Source organism: Streptomyces canus (assembly GCF_030815415.1).
GTDB classification, from domain to species: Bacteria; Actinomycetota; Actinomycetes; order Streptomycetales; family Streptomycetaceae; genus Streptomyces; species Streptomyces canus_F.
The window spans coordinates 44,781-69,290 of the sequence record NZ_JAUSWW010000002.1 but is presented as its reverse complement, the minus strand read 5'-3'; the positions used below and the strand labels follow the sequence as shown (position 1 = coordinate 69,290).

Below are 24,510 nucleotides of genomic sequence, written 5' to 3'. Positions count from 1 at the left end.
GTACTCGGTGATCTGAGTGAGCGCGAAGACGTAACGCCTAGTTGGAGAACGAGCAGTCCGGACCGTCGCGAGGCGGCCCGGCGACTGGAGTGTGTACCGCGCTGACGAGCAGCCGCGTGACCACCTTCGAGCTGTTCTTCGACCTGGTCCCCTCGGAACGGGGCACGAGCCGCATGGTCGTTGAGCTCGCCTCGGGGCTGGTGATGGCCTTGATGATGTTGACGGCGTACCGGCCGGATTTCGTGCGGTAGGCGGCGTCGACGGCGTCGTTGATCTCGTCGTCGGCGTGGTTGCGGGTTGTGCCCCGTTTGGCCCAGCGTGCGAGGGAGAACGCCCGTCACGAGCACGCCAGTGAGCTCCCCCGGACGGGGGCGTAGCCGCTGAACCGGGGCGGGTCGTCCGGCCGGGGCGACTGTCCACGAGGGATCAGCGGACGGTCGTCGCGCAGCTTCCCGAACTCCTGGTCCACCTTCTTGTCGTCCCAGCGCAGCGTCGAACCGACGCCCGCGATGAGCGGGTTGAACCCGGCGACCGGCACCGTGGTGAACTCCGTCGACGACAGGGGGATCCGGCTCAGCGACGACGCCAGGTCCACCAGTTCCCCGACACCGAAGCCGGGGTCCGCCTGCGCGGAATCGAGCAGCGCGTGGGCCACGCGCGCCATCGCCACCGGATCGCTGGTCAGGTGCTTCAGCTCGCGCATCACCGACACCAGGAACCGTTGCTGGCGCTGGATCCTGCCGAGGTCGGCGCTGCCGTCGACGTGCCGCGAGCGGACGTACTGCAACGCCTGTCCGCCGCCCAGCCGGTGCTTCCCGGGCGGGAGGTCGAGCTTGGTGGCGGAATCCTTCAGAGGCCGCGCGGTGCACACCTCGACCCCGCCGATCGCGTCGACGGCGTCCATGAAGCGCCGGAAATCGACCTGCAGATAGCGGTCGATGTTCACATGCGTCATGGCCTCGACGGTGCGTACGGTGAGGGGGGCACCGCCCTCCGCGAACGCGTTGTTGAGTTTCGCCGGACGCGCCGGGAACTCCTGTCCGGAGGAATCGTCGCGATACTCGGGAATGTCGGCGAGGGAATCCCGCGGCAGGCTGACGATGCTGATCCGGTCCCGGAGTGCCGACACGTGGACGAGCATCATGACGTCCGTGCAGTCGCAGGCGACACCGCCCGCGTGGAATCTCTCTTTTTCCTCGGGGCTGATGGTGTCGCGACCGTCGGTTCCCATCAGCAGGATATTCATCGCGTGCGGCGCTCGTGAGGGCGCCTGGAACGCGGAGATGCCGAGCACCGATCCGGTGACCAGCATGACGACTCCCGGAATCATCGAACGGCGAAGCCATTTCCGGGGGCGGGGGGATGTGGAGCAGGAAGAAGGGGGGCTTTTCTCCATGGGGAGAAGGTAAGCCAGCGGGCTGCCGAGAATTCGGCGGCCCGCTGTGCGTGTCGGCAGATCAGCTGCCGCTGGCGGCGTTGCCCGAAAGGACCGGGATGTTGTCCAGGATGTGCGAGAGTGGCTCGTCGCCCTTTTAGGCCGTCCTGGTCCTGCGTCACGCACGACCTGAGGTTGGAAAAGACTCCGGTCAAGCATCTCCTGAGACGCACGCCAGTACGTCTAGCGCCACCTGATGACGAACTGTCAGCCATGCCCCAAGACCTCGCGCAGCCAGTGCAGATCGACGCGATGTCGAAAGCCAGCCGGTCACCTCTCTGGCCGGTACCGGTTCTCGCGATGCGAGAAGGCCTCGCCCGACGTCGAGGCCGAGAGCCGGGACTACGGCAAGCTGAAGGTCGAGGAGGGCGCCCACGTCCGTGGCCTGCACACCGAGACATCCTGGGGCGCGAACGACGTCGACCTGCTGTCGGTCGGGCGGGACGGCAGGACCGTCACCGTCCTGCAGTGGGGACAGATGGGCGACTTCAAGGGCGCTCCCGTGACCGCCTTCAAGAAGACCACGACCACGGCGGTCAACAAGCTGTACTGACGGGGCGTCCGGCGCAAGAGGCCGGGGCCGTCCTTTCCGTCACGGGGGACGGAAAAGGACGGGCCGCCGCGTTTCACGCGTGATCGGAACTCGGCTTTACAGGGCGCCCTCGTCGGCGAGATCGCTCGTTTCGAGCTCGGTATCGGTCATCGCCGGACCGCCGAGGAAGCCGTTCATGAGGTCGGCGAGGTCGAGCGTTGTGGCTCCGGCCGGAGCGGTGGGCTTGGTGCCCTCGCGCATCCGCAATGTCAGGCCGAGCTTCTTCACCTTGGCGTTCTCGGCCAGCTTGGCGAGGTCGAGGTCCACCTGGGCCAGCTCGCCGTTCTTGAGTGTGAAGTCGGCTGTCACCTTGGCGTTGGGAGCGTCCTTCAGGTCCTTGTCCGTCGGCAGCTCCATGCCCGTCGGCAGGTTCTTCACCAGGGGGCGGATCTCGCCGAACAGTTTGGTGACCAGCGTGCGGAAGGGGGCCGTGGCGGTGACGTGCTCGGTATCGCCCCTGTCACCGGTCGTCTTGAACTCCACCTCACGGGCGATGACTTCACGGAGGGCCTTGACGAGCTTCTTCTGCGTCTTGGCGCTGAGGGACGGCGCGGGACCACCCTCGGCTTCCTGACCCTCGGCGGCGGCCTTGTCCATCTCCTCGGTGTTGAACTTGACCCACTTGCCCTCAAGGACGTCCTTCATCGCCCCGGCCTCCGGGGGCAGTTCGTCGGCGTCCGGCAGGGGGCTGCCCATCGTCTTGCCCAGGACGTCCGTGTCGGCACGGAGGTAGGTGTAGTCGCCGATCACCCGGTACTCGACAAGGTCGCCGTCCGCGGTGCCGACCTTCACGGCCGTGCCGACGAGGTCCTTCTCGCCGGACTTGTCGAGCGCCTTCCTCGACTGCACGGTCACGGTGATCTTCGCGTTGCTGAGCAACTCGGCAACCTCGTCCGGGATCTCCTCCCCGGGTTCGGGGTCGGACGCGGCGTCCAGCGCCCTCAAGGACGCGGCGTCGGTGTTCATGTCGACCTCGAAGGAGAGCGTGTTCTTCTTGCCGAGCTTCTCGAAGGCCTGCTCGAGCTTCCTGCCGGCAGACAGCTGCTCCACCGTTCCACAGGCGGCGGAACCCGCGAGAACGGCACCGACGACGGCGGTGGCAGTCAGGGTCTTGCGTATGGCGTTGATGATGTCTCTCCTCGTGGCTCCGATCACAACGTGACCGCTCAGAAGACTCACCACCCACCCACAGGGTTGCCCTGCCCGCCGCCGCACCTGAGGGCGTCCGACGCGACGTCCTCGCCGAGACAGCGGAAGCGACCGCAGCTGGCCAGACCTCAGAAATGTCCCCCGCCTCGGGCGAACTGTCACCCACTGCCAGCTGACCCCCACACCAGCGCAGTGCCCCCGACCACCCGGTTCTGCTGGCGGCTGCCACACCGCGGTGAGTTGATCAGGCCGCGAGCACCTTGGACAGACCTCATCCTCGTCGCCCACTCCGTCGCATCCTCCAACACGGTCGTGGGGCTACACCCATCCGAGATGCCAGTCCCTTCGGTCCCTCGACACGGCTGATCCGCCGGAATCTGGAGGCCTTGAGCCGAGGAGCGTCATGGAATGACTCCGGCAGCGCGGGCGTCGGTCAGCCACGTGGGGAACTCGTTCAGCAGCCGGTCGTACAGCAGTTGATCGTCAACGGCTTGAGGATCGCGGCCGGCGTGGAAGAAGCCCGCGCTGTCGACGACGCGGGTGGCCGGGACGGCCACAGTTCGATCTCCACACGCACCTCGACCCCTGGGCGAGGCTGGGCCCGCCGTCGCGGATGTCGTCGGTACTCATGTACACGGTGACGGTCGAGCAGATCGGGATCCAGCACGAGGCGCAGTGCGGCCAGCAGGTTGCTCTTGCCCACTCCGTTCTCCCCGACGATGACTGCAGGGGAGGGGAACGGATCGATCGTCAAGTCCTCGAAGTTGCGGAAGTTCTTGACCCGGACGCGGCTGAGTTGCATGACACTCCTGGCGGTTCGCACCGTGCTGCACCCTCGCTGCACCACCAGGCAACGGCGCCACAAGGGAACCGCGAGGAGATCATCATCTTAAGGGCCTCACGGGCAATTCCCGCCCCAATCCGGCCTATTGCGCTTCCTATGGTGACCGCGCCGTGAGTCGCCAGCCTGCCTCCTGCAGGAAGCAGGTCAACTCGGCGCCTTCCTTGGGAGGGTGATGTCCTGTCGGCCTTCTGTTCTGCCGGAGGTGGGTACTGCGCGGTCTGCGGGCCCGGTGCGGCCCGTAGATGAGGAAGGGCGCAGATGTGCAGTGCGCCGGTCGGAGTCGGGCATCTGTTCACCTGGTCGGCGTGAACGATGACCGGTCGGCAGGGACAGCTGTGCGTGCTGCGAGTGGGGGGTAAGAGGGCGTCAGGCGCCGTGGTGACATGGATGGTTCACGTCGTGCGCTCACTGTAGTCGGAATACAACATGTGGGTTCTGAAAGCCATGCGTGTGTGGTGTACGGTGTCCGCTGTGAATGCACCATGGCGTGTCACGGTCTCCGCCGAGGCCGAGGAGTGGATCAAGAGCTCCGCCGACTTCGACCGGCACGCACACAACTGCGCTTACCTGGTCATCACGGTGCTCGCGAGCCTGGGCGAGAACTCCCTGCTGATGGAGAGTCCTCCGAGTCCTCCGATCGCCGAAGTAGGCCCGCGGTTCTCCGGCTTGGAGCCGCGGGTTCTTCATTACGAATACACGCTCGACATCCGTGTGGGGGAGGAGGCGGAGCAGATGTCCCCGGGCGAGGAGCCGCGTGCCTTGCGAATGGAATGCGTGCTGGACTTCAGCTCCAGGACTGCCTGCGTACGCCGGCTCAGCGCCACGGGTGCACCGTCGCGCAAGATCGAGCAGATCAACTATCACTTCGCCCTGCGCAGCGAACCGCTCCCCGTGGAACCGAAGAAGAAGGCGCCGACCTTCGCGCGCAGGCTCCTCAACGTCGCTGTCGCTCCTCTTCCGCTGAGCGAACGTGCGCGGTACGCCGAGGAGTTCGCCGGCGAGCTGATGGATCTTGCTGAGGGCGGCGCCTCCCGCCGACGGCAATGGGGTTACACGGTTGCGCTGGTTCTGGATGGGATTGCGCTCGCCCTGATTCTGAGGCGGCACGACGGGATCGGCAGGAGGAACTGGTGAACGACCGCCGGGGAGACGGGATGTTCGGGGCGGGCATCGTGTCCGCTGACTTCACCGTGTCGGGGTGCGAGGCGGACTGCAGGTGCCCGACGGTGCGGCTGCCCAGGCAGCAGCTGGACCAGATCTTCCACGAGCAGATCGTCGGTCTGCTGCTGGGAGAACCCGTTTCCCAGGTACGCCCTGTGGCGCTCTACATCATGGGCCAGCCCGGTGCGGGAAAGACCACCATCACACTGCGGATCATGGACGCGCAGGAGGTGCGCGAGGCGGTGCGGATCTGCACGGACGACCTCAAGCAGTTCCATCCCTGGTACGAGGCGCTGATGCGGCACAACTCCCGTACGGCGGGAGCCCGTATCCGCAGGGATCTCAAGGCGTGGCAGCGGATGGTCAAACGGTTCGTCGCGCAGCATCGGGCGCATGCGGTGATCGAGATCGCGCCGGGCGAGCCTGAGGAGTTCTTCCGCAGCGCCGCCGCTTTCCACGCTCTGGGGTACGAGGTCAAATTGGTGCCCATGGCCGTACGGGCAGCCGACAGCTTCCAGGGGGTCACCGTCCGCTTCGCCGAGACCCGGACGCCCGATATGCCCGCCCGGTTCACCACCCGCGAGGGCCACCACCGGTGCTTCGCGGCGGTGGCAGAAACTCTTCGCCTGGCCGAAGCCGCCGCCGTGGTCGGCCCGATCATGGTGGTAAACCGAGGGGGATACCCCTTGTGGAGTCCCCGGCGCCGTTACCAGCAGTCCGCGGTTGAGGCCCTTCTGGAAGAGAGGAACCGTCTCTACACGACGGACGAGGCCATCGAGTTCGTGAAGATCCAGGAATGGCTGTGGAGTGAACTGCCCGCTCACAGGGATGAGATCGCGGAGAGCTACGAACTGGCCCGGCCGATGCTGCCGAAAGGCTCGAGGCCGATCGACTGAATCCCGTTCCGGTGCAGTTGTGCGGTCATCGGCTGCCGAGATCCCGGTAGAGGGCCGCGTAGTCGGCCGAAATTCGTGCCACCGACGCCGGATCCGCCGACGGCAGTGATCGCTGATCGGTGATGCACTGGCGCAGACCAGCCACGAGTTCGTCGATGCGGTCCTGGTCCGGGGAGGCCGCCTCTCGTTCCTGGCTGATCTGACGGGTGTACCAGGAGGCCACTATCTGCACTCGTTCCAGAGCATGGACATAGCCTAAGCGGTGTGGTGCGGCGTCATCCTGTGCAGGAGGAGCGTCTGCCGAGGGTGAGGTATTGGGCATGAAGAACCTCCTTCGAGGGGATGGAACGCGCGCTTGTTCCGGGTACGCGGTCTACAACAACGGCCGCCTACACGAGAGCATAGGGTCACGACTGGTCACCGGCACGACGAATGCACCGTGAACCGGTGATCCACCAGGAGCCGGGGGGCCGCGTGGTACGGGATCTTCGCATGGTGTTCGGGTCGAACGATGTCGGCGTCGCCGCAGCTGAGGCTTTTACCAACCGGCAGACGCAGTGGCGGACCGTCATGACTGCATTAGCAGAGCATCTCCAAGAGATTTCCGCTGCGGGTTTCGATGTGGAGAACGTTGAGTGCCCCCGGCGCAACGTACTGATGTTCCACGGCGTCGGAGGCATCGGGAAAACCACGCTCTCCCGCAAAATCGAAGCGGTACTGGCCGACGGCACTCACCGCCCGGCCCAGTGGGAGCCGTTTCCTGCCGGTGCACGGGTCATCCCGGTGCGTATCGATCTCGCGCGGTCCGTGGGGTGGGACTTCGAGCGGATCGTGCTGTCCCTGAGACTGGCTGTGGCCGCCCTTGGCCGGCCCATGCCGGCTTTTGACCTGGCGCTGTGCCGCTACTGGGACCGCAACCATCCGGGGGAGTCCCTGGAGGAGTACCTGCGCCGTACCGGCTCTTCCTTCGCACGCTTCAGCAATGCCCTCGCGCTCCCCGGGCAGCTTCAGTCCGCGCTCAGTGACGTTGCCCAGGCACTCCTGCTGCCGGGCACTGTGGGTGCCGTGGCGGGACAGGTCACGAGTGCCGCGGTCCGGGCCCTGCGTGAGCACCGCAGTTCCGCCCGGGCTCTGGTCGGGTGCACGCGTTTAGCGGATCTGCTGGAGGCGGAACCTGATGCGGACATGCTGTCCTTCGCACCCCATCTGCTGGCCTGGGATCTGGCTCAGCTGCCCCGGAAACAGAAGACCCTGCTCGTCGTTCTCCTCGATACGTTCGAGGATGTCGGAGACCGCACGCATCGAGACCTTGAACGGCTAATCCAGCGCGTTGTATGGCTGATGCCCAATGCCTTCTTCGTCATCACAGGCCGCAACAGGCTGCAATGGGCGCATGCCGGGCTGCAGGGTCAGCTCGACTGGGCCGGTCCGGTTGCCTGGCCGCAGTTGAGTTATCACAGCGGAGCCCGGCAGATACTCGTCGGGGATTTCTCGCCCGAAGACTGCGAGGACTACCTTGTCCACCGGCTTAGCCGGGACGGACAGCCGCTGATCGACGAGGACATCAGACGCGTCATCACCGCGCACGCCCATGGTCTGCCGCTCTACCTGGACTTGGCCGCCGGCCGTTACGTGGAACTGCGGCGCCAAGGCCGACAGCCCCAGCCGTCCGACTTTGACCACGAATTCCCTGCATTAATCACCCGTACACTGCGCGACCTGACGACGCCCGAACGCGATGTCCTGCGCTCCGTCAGCCTCTTGGAGTCATGGTCCATTCCGCTTGCTGCGCAGGCTGCCGGCCTCACCCGAGAAGCTCCCGTCGCACGGCTGGTGGACAGACCCTTCATCCTGCACCAACAGAGTGCGTTATGGCCTTTCCACTTACACCAGGTGATCCGCTCCAGTATCCGCAGCGCCGACGACGGTACTGACGACCGGTGGTCTGCCCACGACTGGAAGCGGGCCGGACACCGGGCCTTCTGTGCGGTGGGCGACCAACTGGCCGCCGCCTCCCAGCCAGACAGAGCCACGCTGGTTGCCTGCCTGCGCCAGGGACTCGCCCTCGCCAGGGACTTCCAACTCGACCTGGACTGGCTCACCGATGCCGCCTTCCGGTACGTGTCGGACTCTGTCTGGGAACCGGTGGCACCGCCCCATGGCGCACTCGCGGAAACCCTGCGCACCGCAGCCGAAGCACTGGCGGAAACGCTCAGCGCTCTCGCCCGGCGCCAGCACGAACACCGCGAACGTACTGCTGAACGGCTCACAGCCGTTATCAACACCAACCTCCTGCCTGCAAGGCTGCACGATCTCGCCGTCTACTACCTCGCCAAAGTGCAGCGCGATCTCGGGCTGACGGAATTATCCCGCCAGAACATGAGGCAGGTCGCTGCGGGCGGCGGCCACTTCGCCTTCGCCGCCCGACGAGGCCTGGCCCACCTGTCGCGCCTCGCCGGTGACTTCCCCGCCGTTCTGGAGACGGCACGAGACCTTGGATGGCAGGGCCGTCATCACCGGGTACTCGGCGATGTGTGGTGGCCTCACGGCCAGCTCGGCCGCGCAGCAGAGGCCTACCAGGATGCCCGCCTCGAAGCCGAGGAACACGGTATCGCCGGTGAAGCCGCAACCTCGCAGGCGATGCGAGCTTTCGCTCTCGCCTTCGCCGACCCGGCTGTCGCCGATGACGAAATCGAGCTGGCCCGCTGCCTACTGCGCTCTGTCGACCTGCGGGCTACACGCATCAATGTCCAACTCGCGTCACTGCTGCGAGATGCGGGTACGGAAACGGGCATCGGCGAGCGTGTCCAAGAACTGCAGGCAGACCTAGACAGGGCCGGTCTAGCGTCCATGCAGGCCACCGCGGTTCTCGTGTCGGCCTTCCACCACGCGGTCTTGGACGACACGGTCGGCCTGGCCGGTGATATCGCGCAGCTGCGTGAGCTGACCCGAGGGAGAGGAAACGTCTACTGCGTCGACATTGCTTACTTCCTGGCCGGACAGGAAATGCCTGCACCTGAAGCGCCTCGGGTGCGGTGGATCGCAGGAGCGGCTGGAGTGCGCACGCGCTGGCGAAGGCTGGTGGCGCAGCGCCAACTGCACTTGAATCCTGCCTGATTCTCAAAGATCGATTTCTAACTCTACCTAGGGCTTGGTAGAGTTAGAACATGGCGACGACCGAGGGGCCACCTGTCCGCGCCCCCAAGATGACCCTCCAGACCTGTCAGGTCCTGCGGGCCTTCCTGGAGGAACCAAGCGAAGAGATGTACGGCCTCCAAATCGGCGAAAAAGTCGAGCTGGAATCCGGGACGATCCACCCGATCCTCGCGCGTCTCGAGCGAGTCGGCTGGGTGGAATCCCGGTGGGAAGACGCCGACCCGCGAGAGCAGAAACGTCCTCGTCGCCGCTACTACCGCCTCAGCTCCGCTGGCGCTGTGCAGGCCCCAAAGGAAATCGCTCGCATAATCTCCAGGCGAGGGGCTCTCTCGTACGTGCTGCGGCCCGATCTCAACGGAGGAGCCAGCACATGAGCCACGTTCCACCCGACAGTGCCATCCAACTCCTCATCTGCAGCATGCTCTTGGTTGTCGTGGCAGCACGGTGGTGGACCACCGCAGTCCACCACCACACACCCGCTCACGAAGCTACACAGTGCCGAGTTTCGAGCTACTGCCTGCACCCAGGCCATACTTGCAGCACGGCATCCGGGGATATGACATGACAACGGAACCCAGGGGACTGCATCGACAGGGCCGAGTGCTCAGCGTTTACTGCGACACCACTCCCGACATCAGCGGGCGAAGCTGGGAGGATCTCCAAAAAGACCTCCCCGCCGACGAGGAGGCACTCGCCGACGACCTGCAGATTCTGATGGCCACCCTCCGCCTGGAGCGCAAACGTCGAGGGCTCACACAGCAGACCGTCGCCGAGCGGATGCAGGTATCCCAATCACGCGTCTCCGCCATCGAAACCGGCACCCTGGAAGCGACTGAGGTCGGCACACTCGCCAGGTACCTACGGGCGCTCGGCGCCAGGCTGAGGCTGAACGCAGAATTCGAGGCCTGAGCCAGCGCTAGTTACCTGTCGCGCCCGACGGTAACTACACCGCTCAAGCCGCGCGCATTGCACTACTGTGCACCGCGATCACCAAAGAGGCTGGCCGGTTAACTACTCCCGGCACCCAATGCGCCCCACCAGCAAGGCAACGCCCGCCTCGACCGTTGATAGTCGGCAGTCGAGCGGGCGCCGTGTCCTGACGCCAATGTGTCTCCTGCGTCAGAGCGGTGTCTGCTCGCGCTGCGTCCAGTTTTTGAGACTGTAGCCGTAGAGAGTAATGACCATCGGCCATCGACTTGTAGGCGGCCGTGATGCCCCGCAGCTATCCGCCTGAGAAGCGGGCCCAAATCCTACTTACCCAGGCCGTGGGTCTCCCTTCCCGGAGCCGGCAAGCGTCGGTGTGGCGGAGATTGGCCCGTTCGAGCGCATCGTGATGATCCGATCGCACTAAGCTACGCCTGTGGTGGTTGGCGAAGATGCTCAGGTGAAGGGCTTCTCGGGGGCCCGCAGAGCCAAGCAGTGGCTCGAGGGAACGATGCGTATCTTCGGCGCGTACGCGAACACAGATTCGGAGTCCTGCGGTCGCAGGCTGACTCTGCCGTGGCCGTATGGAGGCCGGACGTTCTCCTTCGATCTGGGGGGCGCCATGCGTGGCGAGCCTTACCAGAACGACATGTTCTGCGCGGAGGTCAAGAACTACGCGCAACCCAGCGATCAGGGAACACAGTTCGACGAGTTCCTCGCCAAGTGCTACGTAGCCGCCCAGGCCCAGCACCACCTCAGTGATCACTTCATGTGGATCACCTGGGCACCCTTCCGCGCGAACTCCTGGTCCACCCTCAACTCACCCGGCCAGGTGGAAGCCGCAGTCCTTCAGCACAGCAGCCGCGTTTTCGGCACCAGCGACACCGAGGCAGCCCGAAAACTCCTGGACGCTGAACTCGCCCAGTCGGTCGCCGCACGCCTGTGGCTGATCGTGCTCTCGGACAAGCAGGAAACCCTCCTGCCACTCAAGGACTGGGCAGCCATCGTCGCCGCCGAACTCACCCGCAGAGAGGGCTCGTGGTGAACATCGTCGAACAGTCGATCTCCCAGGCCATGGACGAGCCCGACGACCGGACGATGTTCACCCGGGTCAAAGACATCGTCGCCCGGCACCTGCGCCGCATGGACCCCGGTGCCACCATCACCAAAACCGAGTTCTTCAACCACACTCATGTCCCCGACATGGTCCTCGAATGGCCCGGCAGACCCCGCACACCACGCCGGTTCATCTATCTGCGCACCACATCGGACCAGCGCGAACTCGAGGACGACCTCCATCGCCTTCCCCGTGCCGACCGGCCGGTGCTTCTCGCTCTCGGTCAACTGCCCACTGCCCGGCAACAAGGGGATGTTCCCCCGCCCGGAAGCAGCACCGCGCTGCTCCTCGACGCATCCGCGCTCGGCGCACTCCAGCCAGCCGGCGACTCTCCTGGCATCCCCCATCTGGTGTCCCGCTCCGTTCTCGAAGGTGGCCGCGGCACCCTCGACAAAGCGGCGACCGAGGAGTTCCTGAACACGGTCGTCCAGGGAGCCGAGGCCGCTCGCGCGGGGGAACGCGTTCCCACCCGCGATGCCGTCGACGCCCTCACGGCGCGGATGACCACCGACGTTGCCGACCGGATGTCAGCCTTCCTCGCCGCGCTCTGGCAGGGCGGCGGATCCACACTCGCGAGCTTCCCCGCACCCCAGCGAGGCGTCGGCCATCTCGACGAGACGGCCCTGATGTACCTGTTGGAATCCGAGGACATTGCCGACGCCGCATTCTGGGACCGGGTCGTCCGCATGATCAGCCTCCCTATCCTGCTGCGCACCCCGGCCGCTGGCACCGGCAACCTTCAGTACCTGATGCGTGAGGCGATCCGGCTCTGGACCAGCCGCGTCTGCATGATCGTTCCCGGCGCGGCAGACGCGGACATCAGCCCGTGGCGCTGGGCGGTGAAGGCCGGACAACTGATCCTGCAGACCCCGCGTTTCCATGTGCTGGTTGCCCAGTCCCGACGCCAGCTCACGCAAGGGCAGGAGCACGACCTGCCCCGCCTCGACGAAGTGAGGAACAGGGCCGACCGCTTCGGCATTCCGCTGACCTCTCTTCGCATGGTCGTGACGGACCGCCACGTCGGATACGGCGGTCCCGGCGACGACATCTCCCACGACGCCCAACTCGACGGCATCAGCGACGCGCTGGGACAGGCCGAGGGGGTCATCGAAGCCGATGCCCGCATCCCATCCGGCGAGACTCTCCAGTGCCTGTTCGGCACCGGAATCGCCAGCGCCCGCGGCGCACGTACCCAGGTACCGTTGGACGCCCTCCTCGGTACGACGACGCGCTTGCTATCCGATCTCTCAAATGATGAAGCCGAGAAGATCACGCAGCTTCTCGGTGCACAAGGTCCACCCCCAGATCAGCCATGGAGTCAGCCCAGCTTCGACGACGTATAGGAGAGACTGACCGACATGGCAGAAGGCTCCGATTCGCAGCAGGACGTCACCTACCGGGCGCCGGTCGGCTCCGTCGACCTCAAGGCGTTCGATGAGGATGGCAACTCGCACGAGATCAACGCGTGCCACGACTGCCTGCCGTGGCACGCCGAGGTTGTGATTGTTGAGGGGGAAGTCCTCGTCAGGGAGTGGCATGCCGTCGGATGTCCGCAGTTTCAGGACCTCATTAGTGCTGTGACCGCATCGGTTGGCAGGGTTGGTGGTCGTGCCGGTTGGATGTGCGTGACGTCCGATCCGATCGCTGGAGGTGCGGTGGCTGAGCCTGTCCGTGTGCGCAGACTGATCGACCAGGAGGGGCAGAAGCTGCAGCAGATCGTGCGCCGGGGCAGCACCAGCACGGTGCGCTACCGGCGGGCGATGATGCTGCTGGCCTCGGCCGGCGGGAACCGGGTGCCGGTGATCGCCCAGCTGGTCCAGGCCGACGAGGACACCGTCCGGGATGTGATCCATCGCTTCAACGAGATCGGCCTGGCCTGCCTGGACCCTCAATGGGCGGGAGGCCGTCCCCGCCAACTCAGCGATGACGACGAGGACTTCGTCATCGCGACGGCCACCACCCGCCCGGTCAAGCTCGGCCAACCGTTCACCCGCTGGTCACTGCGCAAGCTGGTCGCCTACCTGCGGAAAGTGCACGGTCGGGTGATCCGCATCGGCCGCGAGGCATTACGGTGCCTGCTCGCCCGCCGCGGCATCACCTTCCAGCGCACCAAGACGTGGAAGGAGTCCCCGGGCCCCGAGCGCGATGCCAAGCTCGACCGCATCGAGGAAGTCCTGGACCGCTTCCCGGACCGGGTCTTCGCCTTCGACGAGTTCGGCCCGCTCGGGATCCGGCCCACCGCGGGCTCGGGCTGGGCCGGACAAGGACATCCCGACCGGCTGCCGGCGACCTACCACCGTACCCATGGCGTCCGGTACTTCCACGGCTGCTACTCGGTCGGCGACGACCGCCTGTGGGGCGTCAACCACCGCAAGAAGGGCGCCGTGAACACGCTGGCCGCGCTGAAGTCGATCCGCGCCGCCCGGCCCGACGGCGCCCCGATCTACCTGATCCTGGACAACCTGTCCGCCCACAAGGGCACCGACATCCGCCGCTGGGCGAAGAAGCACAAGGTCGAGCTGTGCTTCACCCCGACCTACGCCTCCTGGGCGAACCCGATCGAGGCCCACTTCGGGCCGCTTCGGCAGTTCACCATCGCCAACTCGAACTACCCCAACCACACCGTGCAGACCCGGGCCCTGCACGCCTACCTGCGCTGGCGCAACGCCAACGCCCGCCACCGCGACGTCCTGGCCGCCGAACGCAAGGAACGCGCCCGCATCCGCAGCGAGAAAGGCATCCGCTGGGGCGGACGCCCCCTCACCACCGCAGCCTGACCAACCCGGCGAACCAACACGGTCAGAGCACTAGGCTCCCTGTGAACTTCAGCCTCGGCGCACGCCGGGGCTTCTTGTGCGGGTGCTCCGAGTTGGGGCGCCGGGGGGTGGGCGAATGATGAATGCTTTTGCGGTCGGAAGACGGGTCGTTGCGGCGGCGGGGGCCGTTGCGGTGCTGGCGCTGACCGGCGCGTGTGGTGCGGACAGCGGGGACGATGCTGGGGGACGTAAGCAGTCTGCGACCGCCGGGTCCGCCTCGTCTGCGAGCTCGACGCCGCAGCAGGTATCCGGATCGCCTGCCTCCGCGGCCGGGAAGGGGCTCGACCAGAAGGGCCTAGACCGCCTGGCGCTGACCGCGCACGACGTCCCCGGCTATACCGTGAACACCGTCACGGGTAAGGGCAGCCCGGTGAACCACGACGACCTCACGACCTACCGCGCCGTCACACCCGCGCCTTGCCGACCCGTTTACGCGGCCGCACAGCTGGGCAGCCTGCACGACTTCACTGCCCATGTCAGCCAAGACATCGTGACCGCCTCCGACGATCTCGGGCAGCACGCGAGTGTCGGCCTGACGTCCTACACCCCTGCCGACGCCCGCACGGTGATGACCGAACTGGGCGCAGCGCTTCCGAAGTGCGCCGCCGCCGAGATGCGCCCGTCCGCTGCCCACCCCGGTGCTGGGCTGGGGTATTCCGACACCCAGCCCCGGTCCCTTTCCGGCTACGGCGACGAGGCTCTCGCTTTCGACGCCACCCAGGTCATCGACGGCGGGGGACCCAGTATCCCCGTCACCGTCCTGGTCGTCCGCCAGGACTCCACCATCGCCACGTTCCTGTCTCTCAACCCCTTCCAACCCCCGACCATCCCCCAGGACATCGTCGACGCGCAGCTGAAGAAGCTCGCCTGACTTCGTCGGGCGGGGGATGACGTACGTGGCGCGGCTCGCAGCACACCTTCGGCCAGGGGATCCGGCCTCCACACAGATGTAGTGGCACGGGGGTGGCACGAGCTTGAATACGGCGAAGGGCCAGCCCGGGAGGAAGCCTCTCCTGAGCCGGCCCTTCTCTCTGTGCCCCCAGCCCGACACATCGAGAAGCAGGGAAAGGGGAGGGCGGGGACGGGTGTGGGTGCGCCTCGGGGACCGGGGCGTCGTCCTTGTTGTTGCGCGTCGGCGGGGCCTGCGCGCTTGAGGCGTGGGCCCGTTGCTGCCGCATACGTGGCCGTGGCGAGAGCGAGGGGGATCAGAGAGCCCAAGTCCCGGGCCTGGATTCGTTCCCGAGTTCGCCGCCAGCGGTATTCCTCAAGGCTGCTCGGGCGGCCTGCGTCGTTCGCGCTGGTCAGTTCGCGGTGTAGGTGCGGTGCCACGCGAAGTACGGCTCGCGGTGGGAGCCATGGTCGGGGACGAGCAGTCCCTCAAGTGCTTCGGCGGCCGCGGCAAGGTCTGGGGTCGTCACGGCCTTCGTATTGACGGCGATGACTCCTGCGGGAGTGACATACACATGGCCGTGCTCGAACAATTCGTCGCAGCCGAGCAGGCAGGCGGGCACGATGTTGGCCATCTGCATGCGTTCCTCATGACTGGCCTGGCTCCGTCGCTTGATGTGGGCGGCGCGGATGAAGCGAACTGGCAGAGTGCGAAGAGGCCTGGTGAGATGGACTGCGCCATCGACATCATCGACACGCTGGAGAAGACCGGCGTTTCAATGCCAAGGGCGACACCTTGGTCGCGAAGTTCAGCAAGGTGACGAACAGGCCGATCCGACCGTGCTCTTCCCTGAGGAGATGCGGGTCGAGACGGAGAGGCGCGACGAGATGGACGACTTCGGCGCCGAAGGAGTCCAGTGCATCGGATCCGGCCGGGCAGATTTCACCAGGCAACAGGGCGCGGCAGAACCCGCGGCAGCTGAAGGTACGCGCGAGCACCCCGGGAGTGTCAGTGCCGGGACGTAGAGTCAGGGGCTAGCCGAAAGGCCCTTCGGACGACGAAGGGAGACCCCTGCGAAGCCATGCCCTAGGAAGCTGCTTCGCGAATCGGGGTCTCCCCTTCGCCTGACGTCGGGCCGCCGATCCGTCGAAGGAGTCCACGAGCCGTGACGTCCCTTGACCGTACCCCAGCGGGTACGGAGTCCTCCGCTCCCCGCTTCTACCCGTGGCTGCCGGTCGTGACCACTCTGGCGACCCTCGCCACGGTGCTCGTCCTCGCCCTGACCGGCCATGGCCCGGCCGCCGCCGCCGCCGCAGCCGTGGGAGCTGCCGCCGGCGGCGTACAGATCACCGTGCACATCCGGCGCTGAAACTCGCTCGGGCGCCCCATGGGGCGCCCAACCGTGTTGTGCCCGGTCGGCAAGTTCTCCGAGACCATCGTCTGCTCCTCCCTGTCTCTGGTCACAGTAGGTGGAGGCACTGACAATGCCCTCCGACCAGCGGCTTTCATCACGGAATGCTGACGCCCCGCCCAGACCATGACCCCAACAGGACACACCCGTGATCGTGCTGTGTCAGGTCGGCAAAGCGATCACGTACGAGGGTTGTGGCCCGAACGGTGTCGCGGTGCTCATCGAGTGCCTCACCGACAACCGCAACCGCCCTCCTCCGACGTGCGTGTCGCCATGACCCGCAACGGCGGCTCCATGGCGGACCCGGGCTCTGTCTCGTACCTCTTCAACCGCAACGGCGTCGTCATCGTCCCCAGGGGTGAGCTGACCGAGGACGACGTGCTCGGAGCCGTCCTGGACGCGGGCGCCGAGGAGGTCAACGACCTCGGTGACGTCCTTCGAGGTCATCAGCGAGGCCACCGACCTGGTCGCGGTCCGAACCACCCTCCAGGACGCCGGGATCGAATACGACTCCGCCGACGCCAACTTCGTCCCGACCATGAAGGTCGAGCTCGACGAGAAAGGCGCCAAGAAGATCTTCAAGCTGATCGACGTCCTCGAGGACAGCGACGACGTGCAGAACGTCTTCGCCAACTTCGGCGTCAGCGACGAGGTCATGGAGAAGGTCGACGCGTAGCACTGCTGCGAACCGAGCGGATTCGGCCTACTCCTCCCGGTCAAGCAACCGCCACTCGCTTCGCTTCCACCGGCCCCGGAAGTCGCCATCCAAAGGAAGGCTCAAAAGATGAGCGATTCAATGAGTGAATAAGCGAGCGATCCAATGAGCGATTGGGTAGGTGTGGTCCGGAGGTGAGCTCTGTGCCCACTGAGAACGAGCTGTTCAGTGCCGTGGAATGCGCTGCTGGAGCAGGTCGCCCAGGACGACCTGCCGCCGCCCGCTGAGCGCAAGCGGCTGCGCGAGGCTGCCGAACTGAGCCAGACCCAGATCGCCAAGGTTCTGGGAACCCGCCGGGAAGCCGTAGGGAACTGGGAGTCCGGCAAGACCGAGCCGCGGCCGCCGCAACGCACTGCCTATGCCCGACTGCTCGAAGGCCTCGCCGCGCGCTTCCCCGCCCCCCCAGACCGAGGCGGTCACCGAGCCGGTCGTACCGGACACGTTCACTACCGAAGCCGCCCCGGCTCCGTCGGCGCCGGCCGCCGCGAAGCCGCCCTCCCGTAGGGCGGCGAGCGGCACCAGGCCGACGGCGACGTCGCGGCGCCCGGGCGCGAAGAAGGCGGCGGCGAAGACCACCACGGTGGCTGCCACCGATCCGCGCTTCGAGAACGGCCCCCTTGCCGTCGTCGACTGCGAGGACGGGCAGGTGTCGGCGTACTGCGTCGGCGGCCTGGTCCTGGACGTGCCTGCCAAGTCGCTGTCCGCGCTGGTCGACTGGACGATCACCGAAGCGAAGCTCGGTCAGCCCCGCCTGCACCGCAACGGCCGTGACGGCGACCCGGTCCTGGTCCTCACCTCGGCCGCGCTGGAGCGCTACGGCCTGCCCCGCCGCCTTGTCGGAGGGCGAGCGGCGCGCCGGGGGGCTCGCGGACAGCCACAAGGTGGCCAAGCAGATCAAGAAGGCCGAACTGCAGCTCACCCAGCGGGGGTTCGGGCCCTGGGTGCGCGTCTTCCGCGAGCCGGAGGGCGCGCGGCGGCGCTGCGTGCAGAGCTGTGCATCCCTTCCTGGGGGGCGCTGGATGTGCGGGAGTGGGATCACAAGGACAACCCGAAGCTGCCGTCCATGCACGCCGCCGACCTCGCCCGGTACCTCGGCACGTACGCGCAGCTGGCGCTGACGCCGCGCGGTACCGCGTCGACCACCGGCCTGGAGCTGATGACCGCGCTGCGCCTGCCGACCCGCGCGGAGAAAAACGAGGACACCGGGGAGTTCGAGCGGACGTTCAACGCGGACGCGCTCACCACGGTGTACGACGTCGTGGAGTGCGAAGTCCCGGACGAGCACCCGGTCCTCAAGGGCAAGTTCGCGCGCCACCACCTACGGACCCCGGCAGAGATGCTGATGGAGGAGCCGTACGACTGGTGCCGGCCGCTCACCGATGACGAGTGCCTGAAGCCGTACCTGGTCGCCGTCGACATCAATATGTCGTTCGCGGCGGCCGCCAACGGCCTCACTGTCTGCCTGGACGGCCCCACCCACCTGACCGGCAACCCGGCGTTCGACCCGAAGCTGCCCGGTTCGTGGCTGGTCGACCTTTCCCACGTCGACCTCTCGCGGGTGCAGATCAACGGCCGTACCGTCGACGCCGACCGGCTCCCCTCGCCGTTCACGCCGAGGGCGACCGCCCGACCGGCCCTGCCTGGTACGCCACGCCCACCGTCGGGTACGCGGTGGAGCTCGGCTTCGAAGTCGCGCCGCTCGAGGCGTACGTTCGCCTGCACTCCGGCCGCTACCTGGACCCCTGGTACAACCGGCTGCGCGACGCGTACGTGCAGGCGATGGCCGAACTTGGTGTCACCACCGCGATGGGCGGGAGCGAGTTCCTGGAGGCGATGGCCCGCTCCAAGAGCACCGACCCGAACATGGCGCTGCTCGCGAAGGCGATCAAGGCGACCGCGAAGGGCGGCATCGGCAAGCTCCGGCAGCGCAACCGCGGCCAGGTGCCGTACTACGAGCCGTGGCCGGCACTGAAGCGGGAGACATGGCGCCCGGACATCCGGGCCGCCGTACTCGCCAACCAGCGGGTCGGCATCCACCGCAAGCTGATGAAGACCGCCGCCGCGGCCGACCTGTACCCGGTCGCGATCGGCACCGACGCCATCGTCTACCCCTCCACCGGCCCCAGCCCGCTGGACGTCCTGCCCTACACGGACGAGGGCAAGCCCGCACCGGGCACGTTCCGGCTCGGCATCTCGCCCGGCATGGTCAAGCACCAGGGCACCCAGACCGTGCTCTGGGCGGAGCAGCAGTTCGAGGAGGCCGGCGCGGTGTTCAACCTGTCCAACCTCATCAAGACCGATCCGAGCGCCGGGGAAGGGGAGTAGCCGACCATGGTCGACTCGATCGGGGACAGCCTGGACCAGGCCCTGGAGGGGGCGTTCACCCGCCGCATCCCGCAGAGCGCCCAGGCGCAGATGAAGTTCCTCGTCAAGGCTCAAAGGCACCAAGGCCGCGGCACAGGCGCTCGGGATCTCCCAGCGCACCGTGGAGCGGTACGTGGCGGGCAAGTTCAAGCGGCCCCGCCGGGACCTCCGTGAGCGCATCGAACGTGAGGTCAAGAAGCGGTGGCAGCCGCAGATCCGGGCGAAGGCGAGGAGAAGGCGGCTTCCACCGGCGGCCTGATCCTCTCCACCCGCGCCCGCTTCGGGTTCACCGCCGCGCCCGGCACGACCGACGACGCGCGCATCCGCGACACCTCCCAGGCCCTGCCGCCCGAGTTCGCGGACCAGCTGTTCGCCGCCCGCGAGCAGGGCGCCACCGAGCAGCAGCTTCAGCAGATCGCGGCCGACGGCCTGGCCCGCATGTACTTCCGAGCCAACAACTCCCGAGCGCACGGCCTGGGCGTGGAGTTCACCGACGTGGAGCACATCCAGATCGAGCTGTAGAGACTCAAGACGTCAACTGCACACACAACTGGGCTTCGTCCAAAGCCTCGGGCGATACGGAATAGAGCACACTGGCCAGAGGCATTAGGGCCCAGCAGGAAAGCGCCTCGGCAAGAAGGATCCTTCCCTCTCTGGTAGGCCCCCTTTGCCCCGCTATTCGTCCGATAGTCAAGGCCATACGCCCAAGATCAGAGATGGTGTGGGCGAGGGTGGTGGCTTCATCGTGGTGGCCGGCTTTCGCCAGTGCCTCCGCCACTGTGGCCAGGGCGTTCGCCTGCTCGTCGGGGCTGGTGATGGTGCGGGCGAGGGCGGTGGCCTCATTGTGGTGGCCGGCTTTCGCCAGTGCCTCCGCCACTGTGGCCAGGGCGTTCGCCTGCTCGTCGGGGCTGGTGATGGTGCGGGCGAGGGTGGTGGCCTCATTGTGGTGGCCGGCTTTCGCCAGTGCCTCCGCCACTGTGGCCAGGGCGTTCGCCTGCCTGTTGGGGCTGGTGATGGTGCGGGCGAGGGCGGTGGCCTCATCGTGGTGGCCGGCTTTCGCCAGTGCCTCCACCACTGTGGCCAGGGCGTACGCCTGCCTGTTGAGGTCGGTGATGGTGCGGGCGAGGGCGGTGGCCTCGGTGTGACGGCCGGCTTTCGCCAGTGCCTCCACCACCATGACCAGGGCGTACGCCTGCTCGTCGGGGCTGGTGATGGTGCGGGCGAGGGCGGTGGCCTCGGTGTGACGGCCGGCTTTCGCCAGTGCCTCCACCACTGTGGCCAGGGCGTACGCCTGCTCGTCGGGGCTGGTGATGGTGCGGGCGAGGGCGGTGGCCTCATCGTGGTGGCCGGCTTTCGCCAGTGCCTCCACCACTGTGGCCAGGGCGTACGCCTGCTCGTCGAGGCTGGTGATGGTGCGGGCCAGGGCGGTGGCCTCGGTGTGACGGCCGGCTTTCGCCAGCGCCCCGGCCACTGTGGCCAGGGCGTACGCCTGCCTGTTGAGGTCGGTGATGGTGCGGGCGAGGGTGGTGACCTCGTCATAGAGGGTCATGGCTTCGTCCTGGCAGCCGCGATTCGCCAGTGCCTCCGCCACTGTGGCCAGGGCGTTCGCCTGCCTGTTGGGGCTGGTGATGGTGCGGGCGAGGGTGGTGGCTTCATCGTGGTGGCCGGCTTTCGCCAGCGCCCCCACCACCGTGGCCAGGGCGTACGCCTGCTCGTCGGGGCTGGTGATGGTGCGGGCTAGGGCGGTGGCCTCGTCACAGACGGTGGCGGCTTCGTCGGGGTGGCCGGCTTCCGCCAGTGCCTCCGCCACTATGACCAGGGCGTTCGCCTGCTGGTTGGGGCTGGTGATGGTGCGGGCGAGGGTGGTGGCTTCATCGTGACGGCCGGCTTCCGCCAGCGCCTCCACCACCATGACCAGGGCGTACGCCTGCTGGTCAGGGCTGGTGATGGTGCGGGCGAGGGTGGTGGCTTCATCGTGACGGCCGGCTTCCGCCAGCGCCTCCACCACCGTGGCCAGGGCGTATACCTGCTGGTCAGGGCTGGTGATGGTGCGGGCGAGGGTGGTGGCTTCATCGTGGTGGCCGGCTTTCGCCAGCGCCCCCACTACCGTGGCCAGGGCGTTCGCCTGCTGGTCGAGGTCCGTGATGGTGCGGGCGAGGGTGGTGGCTTCATCGTGGTGGCCGGCTTCCGCCAGCGCCCCCACTACCGTGGCCAGGGCGTTCGCCTGCTGGTCAGGGCTGGTGATGGTGCGGGCCAGGGTGGTGGCTTCATCGTGGTGGCCGGCTTCCGCCAGCGCCCCCACTACCGTGGCCAGGGCGTTCGCCTGCTGGTCAGGGCTGGTGATGGTGCGGGCCAGGGTGGTGGCTTCATCGTGGTGGCCGGCTTCCGCCAGCGCCTCCGCCACCGTGGCCAGGGCGTTCGCCTGCTGGTTGGGGTCGGTGATGGTGCGGGCCAGGGTGGTGACCTCGTCATAGAGGGTGGTTGCTTCGTCCTGGCAGCCGGCTTTCGCCAGCGCCCCGGCCACCGAGATCAGGGCGTTCGCCTGCTGGTTGGGGTCGGTGATGGTGCGGGCCAGGGTGGTGACCTCGTCATAGAGGGTGGTTGCTTCGTCCTGGCAGCCGGCTTTCGCCAGCGCCCCGGCCACCGAGATCAGGGCGTTCGCCTGCTGGTTGGGGCTGGTGATGGTGCGGGCCAGGGTGGTGACCTCGTCATAGAGGGTGGTTGCTTCGTCCTGGCAGCCGGCTTTCGCCAGCGCCCCGGCCACCGAGATCAGGGCGTACAGCTGCTCGTTGGGGCTGGTGATGGTGCGGGCCAGGGTGGTGGCCTCATTGTGGTGGCCGGCTTTCGCCAGCGCCTCCGCCACCGTGGCCAGGGCGTACGCCTGCTCGTCGGGGCTGGTGATGGTGCGGGCCAACACAGTTGCCCTATTGACCAGACCAGCATTTCCCGGCGCCAATCCGTAAGCACTGGCCGACAAACTATCCCGCTGGGAACGAGAGCCAGCTCGGGTAGAAATCGTTGTGCGATCTGCACTGGCGAGAGTAACCAGCCCAGTCACACATGCTTGCTGGGCCACAGCTCGAAATGCACGGTTAGGGAGAGAAGAGGCAGTGGTCAGTACAAGTTCAGCTTCCTGCGGCGTTGTCACCGCCTGGATAATTCCTCCGAATACATCGTGGATGCGCATCGTCTCTTGGCACAGGCTGGCGAGGGTTAGAGCTTTACGCATGTGTCCGAGGCGCGCCCACGTGACGATGACTCCGGTGGGGGTGGTGGATGCCTTCTGCCGGAGGCGATCGCGGTGGTGCGCGAGGCGGACGCAGGCGCGTAGGTCGGGGTCGTGTGCCGAGTTGTGAAGGGTGAAGGAGTCGCTGACCTCGGTGAGGGCTTCGGAGTCGGTTCCGGTGGTCTGCCACAGGCGTTCGTGGCGTGCTGAGTCGGTGGCCAGTTCGGTCAGCCGTGCGGTGTCTTTTGTTTCGCGCAGCATGCGGGGGTATCCGAGCAGTGCGAATTCGGGTGTTGTGGTTGGCCATCCGTCCTGGCGTACTTGGGACACGTATGTGTGGAGGCGGTCGCGGTGGCTGTCGAGTTCCGCGACGGGCAGCAGGTTGCGGGCGCTGGTGGCGATTTCCTGGTGGGCGAAGGAATACAGCGTTACTGGCTGTCCTGTAGGGTCCAGGGCCCACTGGGCGGGGCGGACTTGGAACGAGCGGCCGACGGAGCCGCCGAGGATGAGTTCGATGCGCCGGGCGGTCTGTCCGGTCAGGCTGGCGAGGTCGGTGGCGCTCAGGCCGCCTCCGCCTGCGGCGGTGAAAGCGACCAGGTTCAGCGGGAGACCGCCTGAGGCGATGAGGGCTTCGAGGTCCCGTTCGGCGTCCGCGCGGACGGCTACAGCGGCAGGTGACGGCTTGAGGTCGTGGTTGATGGTGGAATCCCACAAGGGGTGATCTCTGGAGACGTCCCCAGGAATGGGAGGATTGGGCCGCCCTGCCACGATGATCCGCAGGCCACCGGGCGGGATGCGGGGGAGCAGGGCGGCGATGCTGTAGCCCGTGCTGGCGGTGGCCACGCCGCTGTCCTCGTCCATGCCGTCCACGGCGAGCACGACATGCCGGCCGTTCGCCTGAGCCTGAGCTGCGGCGCGCTGCAGGCCTGCCTGGAAGCCGCCTGGCCGGGTGCAGTCCAGTTCGTCGTCCTGGAGGTAGGCGCGCAACTGTTCCTGGAGGGCGGACAGGAAGGCCGTACGGTCGGAGCGGCCAGCCATACGGGCGGTGATGAAGAAGGCCAGGACGTCGACCTGCTCGGGCGGGTGCAGGACGAATTGCGCCATGAGAACGGTCTTGCCGGACCAAGCCTCTGCGAGCCAGCGCCAGTAGCCGCCGTTCGGAGCGACGGGAGCGGTGGCGAACTGTGCCATCTCCCTCAGCTCTTCTTCCCGTCCCTGAAAGGCGGCTGCCTCGAGGGACTCCACCTCCAGCAGGTAGGACGACCGCGGTACCCGCCGGGCCCCGGCCACCACCACGTCGCCGAGGACGCTGATGCTGTTGCTGTCACCGGTGACGGTCAGTCCCTGGCTACCGCCCGTGCTGACCGCCCGTGCTCCTGTCGGCCCCCCGGGCAGTGCACGAGCAGGCTTCTCGGATCTGGAGCCGGCTTCCCTCCCCAGGTCTGTATCGCACTGTTCAGCGGGGCTGGTAGGGGAGGTGCTGGCCTCGGCAGCGCCGCGTTTCCACCACTTCATGACTGCTCGTTCTCGTCACCCGTGATCGCCTCACCGATATCACCGGATGCGGATACGCCGCGCTCGCCCGGAGCACTGGTCGATGGCTGAGGGGCGGTCGAAGGCGCAGCGGCTGGGAGAGAAGGCGCCGGGCCCTGGAGCCGGTTCCCGTCACCGGTGACCGCACGTCCGATATGGCCGCCCGCCTGTACGGAACGGCCCCCGGCCGTCGAAGGACCGCCTGTGCCGGACGGGGACAGCTGCACGAGGGAGACAGCCAGAGCCACGGCACCCAGTACCGCTCCGACGACACTGGCCACA

Annotated in this window: 17 protein-coding genes and 7 pseudogenes; 14 read left to right on the top strand and 10 right to left on the bottom strand. The window is 67.0% G+C overall.

The genetic code is table 11. The annotated features are described in order from the left end of the window. Nucleotides 1-37 precede the first annotated feature (37 nt). From QF037_RS51350 to QF037_RS49495, 3 genes and pseudogenes are all read right to left on the bottom strand, one after another. The gene (locus tag QF037_RS51350; protein WP_373464017.1) at nt 38-274 is read right to left on the bottom strand and encodes a hypothetical protein; all 237 of its coding nucleotides are present in this window, start codon (nt 272-274) and stop codon (nt 38-40) included. A gap of 63 nt (nt 275-337) precedes the next feature. After that, the gene (locus tag QF037_RS49500) at nt 338-1,312 is read right to left on the bottom strand and encodes an LCP family protein (RefSeq protein WP_307038085.1); all 975 of its coding nucleotides are present in this window, start codon (nt 1,310-1,312) and stop codon (nt 338-340) included. Nucleotides 1,313-1,457: 145 nt separating this feature from the next. Then, a pseudogene (locus QF037_RS49495) lies at nt 1,458-1,532 on the bottom strand (rodlin); the annotation flags it as partial. 201 nt (nt 1,533-1,733) lie between these two features. Here QF037_RS49495 and QF037_RS49490 point away from each other — a divergent pair. Beyond that, nucleotides 1,734-1,988: pseudogene (locus tag QF037_RS49490) on the top strand (hypothetical protein); the annotation flags it as partial. Between the two features lie 96 nt (nt 1,989-2,084). On the opposite strand, the gene QF037_RS49485 reads toward QF037_RS49490, so the two are convergent. The 3 genes and pseudogenes from QF037_RS49485 to QF037_RS49475 all read right to left on the bottom strand — a co-directional run. Continuing rightward, nucleotides 2,085-3,077 carry a hypothetical protein gene (locus tag QF037_RS49485; RefSeq protein WP_307038342.1) on the bottom strand — a complete coding sequence of 331 codons (993 nt, stop codon included), beginning with the start codon at nt 3,075-3,077 and terminating at the stop codon, nt 2,085-2,087. 500 nt (nt 3,078-3,577) lie between these two features. Next, nucleotides 3,578-3,733 (bottom strand): annotated as a pseudogene (locus QF037_RS49480) (VWA domain-containing protein); the annotation flags it as partial. A gap of 107 nt (nt 3,734-3,840) precedes the next feature. Next, nucleotides 3,841-3,978: pseudogene (locus QF037_RS49475) on the bottom strand (AAA family ATPase); the annotation flags it as partial. 468 nt (nt 3,979-4,446) lie between these two features. On the opposite strand from QF037_RS49475, the gene QF037_RS49470 reads away from it, so the two are divergent. Both QF037_RS49470 and QF037_RS49465 read left to right on the top strand, forming a co-directional pair. Continuing rightward, entirely contained in the window at nt 4,447-5,154 is a 708-nt protein-coding gene (locus QF037_RS49470; protein ID WP_307038083.1) for a hypothetical protein, read from the top strand. Further along, the gene (locus QF037_RS49465; RefSeq protein WP_307038081.1) at nt 5,151-6,077 is read left to right on the top strand and encodes a zeta toxin family protein; all 927 of its coding nucleotides are present in this window, start codon (nt 5,151-5,153) and stop codon (nt 6,075-6,077) included. The genes QF037_RS49470 and QF037_RS49465 overlap by 4 nt, the downstream gene beginning before the upstream one ends. Nucleotides 6,078-6,102: 25 nt before the next feature. Here the strand turns inward: QF037_RS49465 and QF037_RS49460 are convergent, their stop codons facing one another. Then, entirely contained in the window at nt 6,103-6,309 is a 207-nt protein-coding gene (locus QF037_RS49460) for a hypothetical protein (RefSeq protein ID WP_307038078.1), read from the bottom strand. Nucleotides 6,310-6,524: 215 nt separating this feature from the next. On the opposite strand from QF037_RS49460, the gene QF037_RS49455 reads away from it, so the two are divergent. From QF037_RS49455 to QF037_RS49425, 7 genes are all read left to right on the top strand, one after another. After that, on the top strand, nt 6,525-9,194 hold the full coding sequence (locus QF037_RS49455) for an ATP/GTP-binding protein (protein WP_307038077.1): 2,670 nt from the start codon (nt 6,525-6,527) through the stop codon (nt 9,192-9,194). A gap of 50 nt (nt 9,195-9,244) precedes the next feature. Further along, nucleotides 9,245-9,607: a PadR family transcriptional regulator gene (locus tag QF037_RS49450; protein ID WP_307038075.1), complete on the top strand. Its 363-nt coding sequence runs from the start codon at nt 9,245-9,247 to the stop codon at nt 9,605-9,607. A gap of 187 nt (nt 9,608-9,794) precedes the next feature. After that, the gene (locus QF037_RS49445; protein ID WP_307038073.1) at nt 9,795-10,142 is read left to right on the top strand and encodes a helix-turn-helix domain-containing protein; all 348 of its coding nucleotides are present in this window, start codon (nt 9,795-9,797) and stop codon (nt 10,140-10,142) included. A 637-nt stretch (nt 10,143-10,779) separates the two neighbouring features. Continuing rightward, nucleotides 10,780-11,202: a hypothetical protein gene (locus QF037_RS49440; RefSeq protein ID WP_307038071.1), complete on the top strand. Its 423-nt coding sequence runs from the start codon at nt 10,780-10,782 to the stop codon at nt 11,200-11,202. Further along, the gene (locus QF037_RS49435; RefSeq protein WP_307038069.1) at nt 11,196-12,617 is read left to right on the top strand and encodes a hypothetical protein; all 1,422 of its coding nucleotides are present in this window, start codon (nt 11,196-11,198) and stop codon (nt 12,615-12,617) included. Before QF037_RS49440 ends, QF037_RS49435 begins: the two co-directional genes overlap by 7 nt. A gap of 312 nt (nt 12,618-12,929) precedes the next feature. Next, nucleotides 12,930-14,051, top strand: a complete 1,122-nt coding sequence (locus QF037_RS49430; RefSeq protein ID WP_307038067.1) for an IS630 family transposase — start codon at nt 12,930-12,932, stop codon at nt 14,049-14,051. Nucleotides 14,052-14,460: 409 nt separating this feature from the next. Next, nucleotides 14,461-14,961, top strand: coding sequence for a hypothetical protein (locus QF037_RS49425; RefSeq protein WP_307038065.1), 501 nt, complete (start codon nt 14,461-14,463; stop codon nt 14,959-14,961). A gap of 430 nt (nt 14,962-15,391) precedes the next feature. Here the strand turns inward: QF037_RS49425 and QF037_RS49420 are convergent, their stop codons facing one another. Together QF037_RS49420 and QF037_RS49415 are read right to left on the bottom strand one after the other, a co-directional pair. Next, nucleotides 15,392-15,619 (bottom strand): hypothetical protein, encoded by a 228-nt coding sequence (locus QF037_RS49420; protein WP_307038062.1) that lies wholly within the window; start codon nt 15,617-15,619, stop codon nt 15,392-15,394. Nucleotides 15,620-15,725: 106 nt separating this feature from the next. Then, nucleotides 15,726-15,977, bottom strand: a complete 252-nt coding sequence (locus tag QF037_RS49415) for a hypothetical protein (protein WP_307038060.1) — start codon at nt 15,975-15,977, stop codon at nt 15,726-15,728. A gap of 167 nt (nt 15,978-16,144) precedes the next feature. Between QF037_RS49415 and QF037_RS49410 the strand changes: the two genes are divergently transcribed. From QF037_RS49410 to tpg, 4 genes and pseudogenes are all read left to right on the top strand, one after another. Beyond that, a complete protein-coding gene (locus QF037_RS49410) occupies nt 16,145-16,348 on the top strand; it encodes a hypothetical protein (protein ID WP_307038058.1) in 204 nt (67 codons plus the stop codon). A gap of 214 nt (nt 16,349-16,562) precedes the next feature. Next, a pseudogene (locus QF037_RS49405) lies at nt 16,563-17,066 on the top strand (YebC/PmpR family DNA-binding transcriptional regulator); the annotation flags it as partial. A gap of 182 nt (nt 17,067-17,248) precedes the next feature. Beyond that, nucleotides 17,249-19,430, top strand: a pseudogene (gene tap / locus QF037_RS49400) (telomere-associated protein Tap). A 6-nt stretch (nt 19,431-19,436) separates the two neighbouring features. Further along, nucleotides 19,437-19,991 (top strand): annotated as a pseudogene (gene tpg / locus QF037_RS49395) (telomere-protecting terminal protein Tpg). Nucleotides 19,992-19,995: 4 nt separating this feature from the next. Here tpg and QF037_RS49390 read toward each other — a convergent pair. Then, nucleotides 19,996-23,682, bottom strand: coding sequence for a hypothetical protein (locus QF037_RS49390; RefSeq protein WP_307038056.1), 3,687 nt, complete (start codon nt 23,680-23,682; stop codon nt 19,996-19,998). Between the last annotated feature and the right edge of the window lie 828 nt (nt 23,683-24,510).

Excerpts from the sequence above, each read along its gene's own strand:
- QF037_RS49440 (WP_307038071.1), top strand. The coding sequence starts at position 10,780 with ATGCGTGGCGAGCCTTACCAGAACGACATGTTCTGCGCGGAGGTCAAG.
- QF037_RS49445 (WP_307038073.1), top strand. The coding sequence starts at position 9,795 with ATGACAACGGAACCCAGGGGACTGCATCGACAGGGCCGAGTGCTCAGC.
- QF037_RS49420 (WP_307038062.1), bottom strand. The coding sequence starts at position 15,619 with ATGCAGATGGCCAACATCGTGCCCGCCTGCCTGCTCGGCTGCGACGAA.
- QF037_RS49450 (WP_307038075.1), top strand. The coding sequence starts at position 9,245 with ATGGCGACGACCGAGGGGCCACCTGTCCGCGCCCCCAAGATGACCCTC.
- QF037_RS49500 (WP_307038085.1), bottom strand. The coding sequence starts at position 1,312 with ATGCTGGTCACCGGATCGGTGCTCGGCATCTCCGCGTTCCAGGCGCCC.
- QF037_RS49470 (WP_307038083.1), top strand. The coding sequence starts at position 4,447 with ATGTGGGTTCTGAAAGCCATGCGTGTGTGGTGTACGGTGTCCGCTGTG.